The sequence below is a fragment of the Pseudomonas sp. EA_105y_Pfl2_R69 genome, from assembly GCF_963970915.1.
Classification (GTDB): Bacteria; Pseudomonadota; Gammaproteobacteria; order Pseudomonadales; family Pseudomonadaceae; genus Aquipseudomonas.
The window spans coordinates 81,506-95,156 of record NZ_CAXAOO010000003.1 but is presented as its reverse complement, the minus strand read 5'-3'; the positions used below and the strand labels follow the sequence as shown (position 1 = coordinate 95,156).

The 13,651-nt window shown below is 66.3% G+C and carries 7 protein-coding genes and 1 pseudogene; 3 read left to right on the top strand and 5 right to left on the bottom strand.

The annotated features are described in order from the left end of the window. Positions 1 to 26: 26 nt before the first annotated feature. The gene (locus AACY13_RS09755) at positions 27 to 1,157 is read left to right on the top strand and encodes a GGDEF domain-containing protein (protein WP_339461091.1); all 1,131 of its coding nucleotides are present in this window, start codon (positions 27 to 29) and stop codon (positions 1,155 to 1,157) included. 243 nt (positions 1,158 to 1,400) lie between these two features. Here the strand turns inward: AACY13_RS09755 and AACY13_RS22680 are convergent, their stop codons facing one another. The 4 genes and pseudogenes from AACY13_RS22680 to pbpC form a co-directional block, all read right to left on the bottom strand. After that, positions 1,401 to 2,129 (bottom strand): methyl-accepting chemotaxis protein, encoded by a 729-nt coding sequence (locus AACY13_RS22680; RefSeq protein ID WP_445262570.1) that lies wholly within the window; start codon positions 2,127 to 2,129, stop codon positions 1,401 to 1,403. 141 nt (positions 2,130 to 2,270) lie between these two features. Then, a pseudogene (locus tag AACY13_RS22675) lies at positions 2,271 to 3,287 on the bottom strand (HAMP domain-containing protein); the annotation flags it as partial. A gap of 206 nt (positions 3,288 to 3,493) precedes the next feature. Continuing rightward, entirely contained in the window at positions 3,494 to 4,243 is a 750-nt protein-coding gene (locus AACY13_RS09745; RefSeq protein ID WP_339461088.1) for a substrate-binding periplasmic protein, read from the bottom strand. Between the two features lie 413 nt (positions 4,244 to 4,656). Then, positions 4,657 to 6,993, bottom strand: a complete 2,337-nt coding sequence (gene pbpC, locus AACY13_RS09740) for a peptidoglycan glycosyltransferase PbpC (protein ID WP_339461793.1) — start codon at positions 6,991 to 6,993, stop codon at positions 4,657 to 4,659. A gap of 281 nt (positions 6,994 to 7,274) precedes the next feature. Between pbpC and AACY13_RS09735 the strand changes: the two genes are divergently transcribed. Both AACY13_RS09735 and AACY13_RS09730 read left to right on the top strand, forming a co-directional pair. After that, positions 7,275 to 7,946: a hypothetical protein gene (locus AACY13_RS09735; protein WP_339461087.1), complete on the top strand. Its 672-nt coding sequence runs from the start codon at positions 7,275 to 7,277 to the stop codon at positions 7,944 to 7,946. 366 nt (positions 7,947 to 8,312) lie between these two features. Beyond that, positions 8,313 to 8,606 (top strand): hypothetical protein, encoded by a 294-nt coding sequence (locus tag AACY13_RS09730; protein WP_339461085.1) that lies wholly within the window; start codon positions 8,313 to 8,315, stop codon positions 8,604 to 8,606. Between the two features lie 51 nt (positions 8,607 to 8,657). Here the strand turns inward: AACY13_RS09730 and AACY13_RS09725 are convergent, their stop codons facing one another. Further along, the gene (locus tag AACY13_RS09725) at positions 8,658 to 13,574 is read right to left on the bottom strand and encodes an alpha-2-macroglobulin family protein (protein ID WP_339461084.1); all 4,917 of its coding nucleotides are present in this window, start codon (positions 13,572 to 13,574) and stop codon (positions 8,658 to 8,660) included. Positions 13,575 to 13,651 lie beyond the last annotated feature (77 nt).

Sequence of the window (13,651 nt, the reverse complement as noted above, 5' to 3'; positions counted from 1 at the left end):
CAGGGTGACCGTGCGAGTAGCTGCCGATGAAGTCGATGTCCGCGGCAACCGGCCCCCGCCTGAGACTGTGGCGAGAGGCGAGCGATACCCATATCCGTTCCAGGTTCGGCGGTTATTACTACCTGCTCGCCTGGGCCATGCTCTGGCTGACCAGCCACGATCCCGAGCAGAATCTCTGGCTCTGGAGCGGCGGCGGCCTGCTGTTACTGGGGTTCTTTATCCTGCGCAGCCGCCAGCGCCCTGCCGAACACCTGTCGCCGGCGCAACTGCAACGCTGGCTGGACCGCCGCTGGACCCTGCTGCTGCTGCAGTCGCTGACCTGGGGCCTGATGCTGGCAGGCATCCAGCTGCACCCCGGGATCATCGCCTCGCACCTGGTGACCATGCTCTGCGTGGTGGTGTTCGGCACCGCCCTGGCGTTTACCTACCCGATGCGCATGGCGCGCTGCGCCCTGGCCATCCTGCTGACCTACCTGCCCAGCACCGCGATCAAGATCCATCTGGGTATCGGCGATATCGGCGAGTCGGTGGCCCTGGTGCTCTACCTGGGCTACCTGGGCCTGCTGCTGTATCGCTGGAACCGCGAGTACCGTATCGGCCTCGAGCGCGAGTTGCGCCTGCTGCACCAGGGCGAGCAACTGGATCGCCTCAGCCGTACCGACGCCCTCACCGGCCTGAACAACCGTTATCAGTTCAACGCCCTGCTGCCCAACTGGCTGGCCAGTGCACGCCGGCAGAACAGCGCGCTGGCGCTGGTGCTGCTGGATATCGATTTCTTCAAGATGATCAACGACCAGTTCGGCCATCGCGCCGGCGACCTCTACCTGCAGGCCTTCGCCGAGCGCATGCGCCAGGTGTTCCGCCGCGACAGCGATATCCTCCTGCGCCTGGGCGGCGAGGAATTTGCCGTGCTGATGCCCGACACCAGCCTGGAGCAAGCCATGGCCCTGGCCGAGCGCTTTCGCGCCGAGCTGACCGAGCAGCCCCTGCAGGTCCAGACGCAGAGCCAGGGGGAGCACCCGCCACTGACCTGCAGCCTCGGCGTTGGCACCTTCCAGCCGCTCTGCGACGACTCCGCCGAAGCCTTCTATACCCGGGTCGACAACGCCCTCTATCGGGCCAAGGCCGCAGGGCGCAACCGCCTGGAGCTGGCCTGAGACCGGCCACACGCCCGTGCCACCGGGTAAAAACTGCAGGTCCCAACTCAGCCTTGCCTGCCGTCCTCACGGGCCCTACAAAACCTGTAGGAGCGGTGGGGACGCCTAGTTATTGGCCGCGATGCTTTGGCATTGCCCCCGATTCGCGGGCAAGCCCGCTCCTACAAAAGCTAAGCAGTACGTCGGACGGGCTTATCCAAAAACTCAATAGAGCGACATCAGCCAGTTCGGCTATAGCCAGACTTACAGGCGGAAACTGCCCATCTGCGTGGCCAGGTCATCGGCCAGGCCACGCAGGGTCTGGCAATCCTCGCGACAGCTGCGCACCTCGTCGGCATTGGCGTGAGCCAGGTCGGCGATGCCCTGCACGTTACGGTTGATTTCCTCGGTCACCGACGACTGCTCTTCGGTGGCGGCCGCCACCTGGGTGTTCATGTCGCTGATGCGTTCCACCTGTTCGGTGATGGCGCTGAGCGACTGCCCGGTGCGCTGGCTGGCCTCGACCCCGGTGCCGGTGGCCGCCTGACCGGCGTGCATGGAGCTGACGGCGGTCTCTGCGCCCTGCTTCAGGCGGGCGATCATCTGCTGGATCTCATCGGTGGAAGCCTGGGTACGCTGGGCCAGGGTGCGCACCTCGTCCGCCACCACGGCAAAGCCGCGGCCCTGCTCGCCTGCACGGGCGGCCTCGATCGCCGCATTCAGCGCGAGCAGATTGGTCTGTTCGGACACCCCGCGGATCACCGCCAGCACCTGGTCGATGGAGGCCACCTGGGTGGCCAGCTGGCCGACCGCCGTGGCGGCGTCGCCAATTTCCGCCGACATGTTCTCGATATGGCCAATCGATTGCCCGACCACTTCGCGGGCCTGCTGCGCCTCGTTGCGGGCACTGTGCGAAGCCTGGGCGGCGTTGCTGGCGTTGCGCGCGATTTCCTGCACGGTCAGGCCCATCTCATGCACGGCGGTGGCGACCATATCGGTCATTTCCTGCTGCTGCCCCGAACGCCCGGCGGTGTTTTCCACCACCTGGCTAACCTGGGCCACGGCGCTGCGCAGACGTTCGCTGGTGGTCAGCACGGCGGCGATCAGCGTGCGCTGACCACCGATAAAGGCATTGAAGCCACGGGCCAGGTCGCCCAGCTCATCGGCCCGCGACTCGTCCAGACGGCGGGTCAGGTCGCCGCCGCCGCCGCCGATTTCCACCAGGGCACCGGTGACCTGACGAATCGGCCGCACCAGGCCGCGCGCCAGCAACACCACCAGGCCGAGGAACAACAGCGCCACGCCCAGGCCGATGGCACTGGTCATCAACAGGGCCTGGCGCGCCTCGGCATAGATCTCGGCTTCCGGCACCTCGCTGACCAGCAGCCAGTCCAGGCTGCTCAGCTTCTGCGCCACCGCCAGATAGGTTTCGCCGTCGCGCTCGAAACGCACGGCCTTGCCGTCACCGCCCAGCAACGCCTGGGCCGCAGCGCTGCCGAACAGCTCAGCCAAGCGCCCGCTGCCGCTCAGTTCCGCCCGGGGGTGAACCTTGATCTCACCGCCGGCATCGATCAGAAACACCTGGCCGCGCTCGCCAAAGCGGAAGTCGCTGATCATCTGCGACATCGCCTTGAGGCTGAAACCCAGGCCGGAAACGCCGAGGGTCTGGCCGTCACGCTTGATCCGCTGGTTGATAAACAGAGTGGGCAGGCGGGTGCCCTTGTCGATATCGATTTCCAGCACGCGGTCGCGGCTGCTATCGACCAGGTTGTAGAACCACTGGTTCTCCGGCTGATCGCGACTGATGACCCGCGCCAGCCCCTCGCCGGTGGTGTAGTTGCCGCTGGCCAGCACGGCAATCGAGGTGGTCATGGCGTTTTGTTGCGCGCGCACCCCTTCCAGGTAGCGGGCCATGGCAGCGCGCTGCTCGGGATCTTCACCCGCAGCCAGCCAGTCCTGCACCAGGCTGTTCTCGGCGATGCCGGCATTGGCGGTAATGGGACCGCTCAGCACCCGCTCCAGATCGTTGCGGATCGCCAGGACCCGAGCCGGAAGCGCTTCCTCGACCAGGTAGCGCTCGGTCAGACGATTGACCACCGCCGAGTACACGCCCACCACGATCAGAATGCTGGCCAGCAGGGCCGCGCCCATGCTGAGAATCAGTTGCCACTGGATACTGCGCCGCCAGAACTGCATGGTGGGTTACCCCTAGTTGTTATTGGAAACGTCACGCATTGGACACATAACTGTATACAAAACACAAGCCACGGCCCCGCAAGCAACCTATCGGCCGCGGCGCGCGAAGCCTTAGCCACTGCCGGAGAATCCGCTGGTCCAACAGCGCAACGAACCAGGCCCTATGGCGACGCGGCAACCGGTTGCGGCAGCCACTGCTGCTGGATGCGGGCCAGGCTGCCGTCGTCGACCATCTGCTCCAGGGCCTGCTGCCAGCGCTGCGCCAGCTGCACATCGGTGGCCTTGGAGAAGACGATATAGCTGCTGCTCTGCATAAAGCTGTAGAGGCGCTGAAGGTCGTCCATAGACGCCCCCAACTCGGCCACCAGACTCGGCAGCAGCTGGTCTTCATAGACCATCACAGGCACCCGGCCATGCAGGGTCATGCGCAACACCTCGTGGGGCTTGGGCTGCAGCACCAGGTTGGTAAAGCCCTCCTTCTGCAGAAACTGGTGCGAATACCAGTCCCGCGGCACGGCGATGCCGGCAGCCCGTTTGGCATCCGCCAGGCTGGCGATGCGCAGGCCGCTGCCACGGCGGACATAGAAGCTGCTGGTGGTCGAGATCAGCGGCCCGACCCAGTGAAACAACGGCTCGCGCTCGGGGGTGCGGACGGCGACGAACAGGCCGACATTGGCCTCGCCCTGGACCAGCTTGTAACCCCGCGCCCAGGGCACCACGCGAATGCTCGCGCTGTCGCCGGTACGCCGCAGCAGCTCGCGCACCACCGCACTGGCCAGACCATCGGCCTGGCCGTCGCGGCTGAAGTTGAGCGGTGGATTTTCCTCGGTGTACAGCCGCAACTCGGCCGCCATCGCCAGGGGGCAGCCCAGCAACCAGAGGCACAACAGGCGCAAGGCCCAGCAAACCATAATGACCACTCCGCCGTTATATGTCGGCCCCGCTACGCGCTACACCCGCGCCTGAGCAGTCCAGCCGCCAACAACAGTGCCGCAGAGGCTGCACAAGACAGATAGCGACCTGTGGACCGCAAGATGATGCCTAGGAGCCTGATTCGTAGGGTGGGTTAGCGACGCCAACACGGCCCGAAAATCCACCGCGAAAGTGGCGCGGCGCGTAACCCACCAGCCAATGAAAGCGTTGCGCCGATGGAGGGTTACGCCGCGCGACAGGTGATGTGATGCTTGGCAATCCCCACATGCGGCTAACCCACCCGACGAAAGCTGCCTGCATATGTAATTGGGGCATAGCCATTCGATTGGCCTCAGTGTAGTCGAACAGGCCAGCCCGCCCGGACGGCATTGCCCAGGGCCGCGGCGCGCGCTCAATCCAGCAGGCGAAACAGCAGCCGCGCGGTCTGTCCGCTTTCATCCAGCACGCTCAGTTGATAATCGCCGGGGCGGCTGAAGCGCTGGTTGATGGCAGCACCGGCCAGGCTCTGGGCCACCGGCCGACCATCGACAAACCACCAGTGCCGGCCACTGCCGCCCAGGGCCGTGAGGCGCAAACGCAGGGGCTCGGCGGTGCCGGCCGGACGGCGCAGACGATCGCCTTCGCGCACCCCGACTATGGAAAGCGGTGCAACCGCCGGCGCACTCTGCGGCGGGCAGGCCGGGTCGACGGCCGGCAGCCGCGCACTGCGTCGCTCGCGACGGGGCAGCCAGGGCTCCAGCGGCGCGGGCCATAGGGCCAGGCCGTGGCGTGTGGCCCCGGGGCAGGCGGCATCGACGCGCAAGCCCTGCGGGTTGAGCCAGAGCTGCTCCTGCAAACCCAGACCCAGGGGCTGATCCTGTGCCTGCAGGGTCGGCGGCACCGTGCCGGCCAGGGTCCAGGCGAAGCGCTGACGCCGGCAGTTGGGGTCGCTGCGCGGCAGGGCCTGGCCCAGCGGCCAGCAGATGGCCGCCACCCCCACCGTGGCGGGCTGCGCCTCCTGCGCCGGGGCGATGCCACGCTGGCTGTCGCGGTTGACCAACAGGTCGTGTACCTGCAGCAGCAGGGGCGCGGCCGAGGCCAGGCCGAACTGGCCGGGCACCGGGGTGCCATCCGGGCGGCCGATCCACACGCCGATCACATGACGCGGGGCCACGCCTATCGCCCAGGCATCGCGGAAGCCGTAACTGGTGCCGGTCTTCCAGGCGAGGCTCGGGCGCTGCACCAGCTGTGCCCGCGGGTCCCGGTCCGGGCGCGCCTGGCCGCTGAGGATGCGCCGCACGATCCAGGCCGCGCCCGGCGACAACAAGCGGCGCTCCAGCAGTTCGTCCTGTGGCTGAAAGCGCAGACGCGCCGCCTTGCCACCCCGGGCGAAGGCGCTGTAACCGCTGACCAGCTCCTCCAGACGGCTGCCGGCACCGCCGAGAATCAGCGCCAGATTGGGCTCGGCCAGCGGCGGCAACAATAGCGGCACGCCGGCGCTGCGCAGCTCGCCGGCAAAGCGTTTCGGCCCGTAGGCTTCCAGCAGCTGCACGGCGGGCAGGTTGAGCGAGCTGGCCAGGGCCTCGCTGGCGGACACCGCGCCACTGAAACCGGCGGCGAAGTTGCCTGGCCGGTAATCGCCGTACCGCCGCGGCACATCCTGCAGCAGCGATTCGGAATGGATCAGCCCTTCGTCCAGGGCCATGCCGTAGAGAAAGGGTTTGAGGGTCGAACCCGGCGAGCGCACCGCGTTGATCATGTCGACATGGCCGAAACGCCTGGCATCGCCGAGATCCACCGAGCCCAGGTAGGCGCGCACCGCCATGCTCGGCTGCTCGACCACCAGAATCGCCGCCGAGGTGCGCTCCGGCAAACGCGCCCGCCAGCCCAGCAGCAGGTCTTCCAGGCGGCGCTGCAGGGCGGCGTCCAGGGTGGTGCGGATCAACGGCGGGCTACCGGCCGTATTCAATCGGCGCGCCAGCAAGGGGGCCAACCGGGGTTCCTGACGCGGCGCGAGGAGCACCGGCTCCTCCAGCGCATCCTTGATCGCCCCTTGCGGCCACACTTCGAAACCGGACAACCGCTTGAGCACCTTATCCCGCGCCGCCTGGGCACGCTCCGGGTGACGGTCTGGACGCAAGCGGCTGGGGGCTTGCGGCAGCACCACGAGCAAGGCCGCTTCGGCGCGGGTCAGCTGGCGCGGCGACTTGCCCAGATAGGCCCAGCTGGCCGCCGCCACGCCCTGCAGGGTGCCGCCGAAAGGCGCGCGGTTGAGGTACAGGGTGAGGATTTCATCCTTGGACAGATGCCACTCCAGCTGCGCGGTGCGCCATAGCTGCTTGAGCTTGCCGGCGTAGCTGCGCGCATGGGGATCGAGCAGCCGCGCCACCTGCATCGACAGGGTGCTACCGCCGGACAGCACCCGGCCGCTGCGCAGGTTCTGCCAGGCCGCACGACCCAGGGCCAGCGGGTTGACCCCGGGATGGCGATAGAACCAGCGGTCCTCGTAGGTCAGCAGCGCCTCCAGGTAATAAGGCGACACCTCGGCCGGACTGACCGGGTAGCGCCATACGCCGTCATGGTCGGCAAAGCGCCACAAGGGCGTACCGTCCTCGGCCAGCACCACCCGGGCCAGATCGTCCTCGGGCAGGGGCAAGGGGAACAGACGGTCGGCGCTCCACAGCAGCACTGGCAACAGCACTAACCACCCGCCACGCCACGCCCTCGACCGCGAGTGCCTGCCGCCCATCACTGCGCCCGTACGCAAAGGCTCACCCAGCCATCCTTTCCAGGTTTTCCGCATGAAAGCCAACACCTCGCCAGACAGTCGCCGCCAATAAACCACCACAAAACAACCACTTATCGGCTCAGCGTCATATTTACATGTTTCAGCCCTGAAGCAGCTTTACAAGGCCCCGAGCCAGGTCTAAACCAATATCAAAATGATATCAGCAAAGGCCGGACGCCTTCCTCGCTAAACCGCACTAGGACTCGTGCTCCCCCAAGCTTGTTTCGCAGGAGCTACTCGACATGTCCACTTCGATCTTGCACCGTGCCTTGCTCAGCGCCGCCATAACCACCGCTCTCGGTCTGCCCCATGCTTGGGCCCACGCCCCGACCGTGGAAATCGTCAGCCCTTCGGGGGCACAGTATGTCCCGGGGTTTCCGGCCGTTGTACAGGTCACCCTTCAGCTCTCGCACATACACCCGACCAATGATGACAATTGCCAACTCGATGCCATCTCCGGGCTCAAGGTCACCGCGCAGCACGCCGACGATGCGGCCCCCAATCTGATCCACGAGAACGCCGATCCGACCCTCCCCGCCGACCTGGCGCTGCCGTTCTGTACCGCTACCTATGCCTTCGACTGGAGCGTCAGCGCCCCCGGAAGCTACACCTTGCTGCTCTCGACCAAGCACGGCGCAGGGGAAGCCACTGACAGCGAGGAGAATATCGAGTTCTTCATGTTGGCCGTGGAATTCCCCGCACCACCGGCGGTCGCCAATGCCTATATCAACAGCATGCCTCTCTACAAATCCGCGTCAGGCAAAAAGCGCGGTTGCATCATCTCCAAGGTCGCCGAGAAGCACGCAAAATGGTCCGACGACCCCTACTTAGGTTATGGGCCCAAAGGCGGCCCCTACGATGAAGACGCCATCAAGCAGGATGTGGACCTCTACTACGCCGGCTACGGCTGCTGATGCCCTCGCCTGCCGTCCAGGCTCGTACCTGGACGGCAGGATCACTTTCAGACAAGACCGCTCTGAATCGAACTATGTCCCCCACACCGACCCGGCGCATGCACCTCCGCCCTCCTGCATGACCGCGCCATCAGGACGTTCCACCCCCCCCGAACTGGGCCGCCAGCCCTTCAGGCCATAGATCACCAGGCTCGGCACCGACCGTTGAGCCCCTGTTCTGGCCGCCGCCCGATGGCTGCCAATGCACCTGCGGATACCTCAAAGAAATGGCACACTAGCCGCCTCCTTCCCCGGCGATAAGCGCGCGACAGTTCGGGACATTAACCCGCCGCACCAAAATGGTAGACGGCTGACAGGAACAGCTAGATGCGCATAGAAGGCTTTTTTGAATCCCTTGGCGAGGCCGTTGGCTCGATAATCCGTTTTATCGTCGAGGGCCTGAGCGGCTTTTTCGGCATATTCAGCGGAGCGATCAGCAGTTTTATCACCGGCATGTCCAAAGCCCTGGGAGTGACGCCGTCATTGCTCAGCATCGTGGTTCTGGTCGCCGGCCTCTGGCTGCTATACCTCGCCGTACGCGCCTTTATCCGCCGCTCGATCATTGCCGGGGTGATCTGGCTGGTGCTGGGGTTGTGGTTGCTAAGCGGGCTGATCGGTTAAGGCACACTAGCTAAACAACAAGGCCCGCCATATTGGCGGGCCTTGTGCGTTCTAGCGCTCTTTAACGATCAAACGCCCCGGCGTCTCGCCCAGGGCCTGCCAGCTGGGCCGGTACATCGACTCCACCTGCGGTGGCGGCACGCGGTAGCTGCCGGGGGTGACGGCGCGGGCCAGGTACAGCAGGTGGGTGGTGCCGTAGCCGTTGACATCCAGGGCCGCGACATAGCGATCGCCACGGAATTCCTGGTGCTTGATCGCGGCATTCTGCATTGCCTTGTGCCATTCCTTTACCGCGCTGCTGGCGTCGTCCAGGCTGGCCGAGCTTTGCGCCAGGTTCTGGTTTTCCAGCTCCAGGCCCGCCGGCAGCAGGTCGACCACCAGGGCATCCGGCACCCGCTGGTCAGCCGCTACGGCCAGGTGCACCAGCACCAGCTCGCCACTCTGCAGGTTGTTCAGATCCAGCGCCCGGCCATCCATGCCTAAGTATTCGCGGTAGATGCTGAGATTCTCACCACCGGCAGCCGGGGCCTGGCTCGGATAACCGGACAGGGTCAGCTGCTGGTAGAGCGGCGTATCGCCCGGCTTGCTTACCGAATTGCGGATGGTCAGCGGCGCAGCCAGATCACTGCCATCGAGTTTGAGGCCCGGCTGGGCGTTGCTCAATGCAAAGGCCAGGCTGCCGCTTTGCAGCGCCGCGCTCCAGCTCGGCTCCGGCTTGCTCAGCAGGTTACGCCCGGCCAGGTACAGCGAGTTGCGCTCCTGGGTCGACAGCCACTGTTGCCCGGCCACCTCATCGGCCAGGTTGAACAGCCGTTCCTCGCGGCGGCTGCCGGCCAGGTCGTGTTCTTCCAGCAGTGCCAGAATCAGCGCCTGGTCGCGCAGCGGGCTGCCGTAGTCGGCCAGCCAGCTTCTGCTCTTACGGTTACGCGCCAGCCCCGCTGCCAACAGCTCATCGGCACGCGGCTGGTCGCCCATTTTCTCCAGCGCCACGGCCAGGTGCACCAGCGGCAGGCCGGACAGCGAATCGCTGCTGCGCTCGTACAGGCTGCGCAAGGCCCCCAGCGGTGCCTGTTGGCTGCGCGCCAGCACGTAGCCGGCATAGGCCTGCACGGCAAAACGGCTGTGGTTGATGTTTTCGCTGTAGTTGACCTCGATCAGCTGACGCTCCTGCAGGTAGCGCAGCAGGCGCTCGCTGGCCTTTTTCAGCGCCTCTTCCGGCACACCGAAACCCTGTTCGCGGGCACGCAGAAGGAAGTCGCTGACGTAGGCGGTCAGCCAGTACTCCTCATCGCTGTCCGCGCCCCACAGGCCGAAGCCGCCGTTGTAGCGCTGCATGCTCAGCAGACGCTCGATGCCCAGCTCGATGGAACGCTTGCGCTGCTCATCCGGCTCGGCTGCCACGCCCAGGCGCTTCAGGGTGGCGGCATCGGCATAGAGCGACGGATACAGGCCGCTGGTGGTCTGCTCCAGGCAGCCATAGGGATAGGCCTTGAGCGCGCGGATATGCTCGCCAAGATTGAGCGGCGGCCGGCTGGAAATCGCCAGTCGCGCCTCCAGGCCCGCCGCCTCGAAGGCGCTCAGGGCATTGGCCGGCAGGCTCCAGGGTTGGTCTTTAAGGACCGCGCGAAAGTGCTGCAACTGCGCCGGGTAGGCCGGGCGAATGCCCAGGGTCCACTCACGACTGAACGGCGGCAGGTCTTCGCCGGGCAGGGTCAGGCCATTGATGCTGACCTTGATACGCCCTTGGCCGTAACCACCCAGCGCGCTCACCGGGATACGCAGAATGCTGCGCTGACCATCGGCCAGGGTGATCGGCACAACGCTGGCAGCGCCTCCCGGAGCCAGACGCAGCTGGCCTTCGGCGCTGAACTGCACATCCAGCTGCTGCTCGCGCCCGGACAGGTTGCTCAGGTCCAGGGCCAGGGTGGTTTCATCGCCACCGGCGAGAAAGCGCGGGGCGGAGAGCTCGGCGATCAGCGGCGCGGCGACCACCGTCTTGCCCTCACCCATGCCGTAATGCTCGTCGGTCCAGGCTTGCGCCATCAGCCGCAGTTCGCCGTTGAAGTCGGGGATAGCCAGGCTGACTTCGCCCTCGCCCTGCTCGTTCAGCACCAGCGGCTGGCTTTGCAGGGCGACGATCAGCACGCTGGTGTCCGGGCGCTTGCCGCCACCGGCCAGCGCCGCGTCACCGCCGAAGGCCAGTTTGGCCACCCGGCCTTGCCCGGCTTCGATCAGCTGGCCGTAGATATCCAGCTGGTCCGCGCCATAGGCCTTGCGGCCGAAGAAGTTGGCGAAGGGATCGGGCGTGGCGTAGCCGGTGATATTGAGGATGCCGACATCCACTGCGGCCACCAGCACCTGGGCCTGTTTCGGGATGCTGCCATCGGCGTTGCGCGCCTGCACCTTGACGCTGAGCGGCTGATTGGGGCGCATCTTTTCCGCAGCGGTCAGGGTCAATGCCAGTTTGCGCGGCGCGCGCTCCAGCGGCAGATGCAGCAGGCCCACCGCGCGCTTGGGCGTAGCATTGCTCTTGCGCTCGCCGGGACGGATCACCAGGGCGCTGAGGTACAGGTCATGGCGTGCCCAGTCCTTGGCAATAGGGATGTCGAAGCTCTTGCCCTCGGCCGGCACCTCGACTTCCTGCCACCACAGCGGCCCTTCGCTGGACTCCACCATCAGGTAGCCCTTGCCCGCGGCAGGCGGGGTGACCGTGACCCGGGCGCTGTCGCCATCGACATAGGCCGGTTTATCCAGCGCCAGTTTGACCTGATCGGGGCGCACCGCGCCGCCATCGGCGTTGTCCTGCCAGCGGTAGCCGGCCCAGAAACGCAGGCTGCTGAGCAGGCCGGTCTGCGCATCGATGACCTCGACGCGGTACGGCCCCCACTCCACAGGGAAGCTGATCTTGGCCGTGCCACCGGCGTCTACCTTGAGGCTTTCCTCGCCCAGGGTGAGGAATTTCTCGTTGTAGTTATGGCTCCAGCCATCGCTCTCGGAGAAGTTCCAGAAGTAATCACGGCGCTCGCGCACCAGGCGCACGGTCAACTGTTCGGCGGCCAGCTTGTTGCCGGCGGCATCGGCCACCAGCACTTCGAACTCGGCCAGGCTGTCGGCGTCCACCTGCTCGCCGTCGAACAGGCCGCGCACACCCGGCAGGCGCTCGGCTGGCCATACCGGCTGGATGATGCGCCGGGTAATCGCCCGGCCGCCGGACTCCTGCAGGCTGGCCTGGAGGATCAGGCGCAGCGGCGATTTGGCACTGTCCCAGCGGCTGTCGATACTCAGCTGGGCCTGGCCCTGCTCGTCCAGACTGGTGTCTTCCAGCTCGATATCCTGGCTCAGCTCCGTCTCGGTGACCGAGCCGAACTGATAGCCCGGCAGGCTCTCCACTGCCTCACGCAGCGGCCGCACATAGAGCTGGCCGCTGAGGCGATTGCCCGCGGCCGGCGCACCGTACAGGTAACGCCCACTGACCCCGAAGTCGGCGGCCTGCGCCGGCTCATAGGGTGTTTCACTGCCCTTGAGTTCCAGGGATAGGCGCTCGGGAAGAAAGTCCTCCACGGAAAACTCGTAGAGCTGCGGCTTGCCGTCGCCGAGGTCGAACAGCAGCTGCCAGCGCCCGGTCGGCGCTTCCTCGGCCAGCTGCAGCTGGTACTGATAGAGCCCGCTGGCATCGGCCTGCCAGACGAACTTGCGGCTGACCTGCTCATCCGGCCGGCGCACCTCGACATTCACCGGCTGGGCGTTGACCGCGCGGCCATCGGCATCGCGCAGCAGGCCGTTGAGCGGCACGCTTTCCCCCGGACGGTAGAGGTCGCGCGGGCCGAACACGAAGAACTGCAGCGGATGGGCCTGAGGCCCGGCGATATCGAACTCGGCCAGATCCAGGGCGGGGCCGTTCAGGCGCAACAGGCTGGTCTGCTCGCCGAGATGGGCCAACAGCACCTCGGCCTTGGCGGCCAGCGGCAATTCGGCGTGCCCGGCCTTGTCGGTCTTGCCCTCGGCCAGCAGCTGGCCCTTGCCATCGAGCAATTCCAGGGTCACGCCGGCCATCGCCTCGCCACCGGCCAGGGCCTGGGTAAACACATCCAGACGGTTGCGGTAGCGGTGGGCGGACAGGCCGATATCGCTCAGGCTAAACAGCGTCGCAGGCTGCGAATAGCTGTAGCTGCCGGCCTCGCGCATCACCGCCAGGTACACCCCGGGCTGCTTGAACGGCTCCAGGCCGGCAATCGGCAGCAGCAGGGTTTCGCGGGTATTGCGCGCGGGATTGAGGTCGAAACGGCCGCCGTACACCAGATCGGCCATGGGCAGCAGCGAACGCGCCTCCCAGGTATCCAGGTTGCTGCTGCGCCCCCACTGGGCGAGAAACTTCGGCAGGGCTTCGGCCTTGATCCGGAAGAACTCGACATTGACCTTGTCGACGTTCAGCGCGATCACCGGCAGGCCCTCGGCCAGGCGCGTGGGCAACAGCGAGCCGCGGCTGGCGAAGCCGACGCTGGCCTGCAGGTCGCGGGTCTGCAGACGGCTGACGTGTTCGCCGGCCAGGGTCGCGCCGGTCAGGGCCTGCAGCCCGGCATCCACGGTCAGCACCAGCTTGCGCTGCGGCTCCAGGTGGCGCAGGCGCACTTCCATCAGGTTGTCGGCAAGCTCCCAGGCCCCGTCGACCTTGCCGCTCTTGCTGTCGACCAGGTGCAGGCGCGAGGCGAGCTTCTGCTCGGGGTCCAGCGGCACCGAGAAGCTGACCGACAGCGTGCTGGCACCCTCCAGCTGTATTTCGGAAACATCCACCACCGTCAGCTCGCGGCCGGCGTAGCGCTCGGCCAGGGCCGCCTTGTCCAGTGGCGGCGCAGCCGCGCCAGTGGCGGCGGGAGCGCTGACGCTGACTTCGGCAGGCTCGGGGGTGGAAGAATCACAGGCGCTGAGCAGGCTCAGGGCAAGTGCCAGAAGCAGTCCTTTCTTCGGCATTGCGGGCTCCAACAGGGTGGTGGGTGCAGCCACACACTATAGTCGAGGCCCCGGCGGCCGACGAGCGGTCCGCCGGT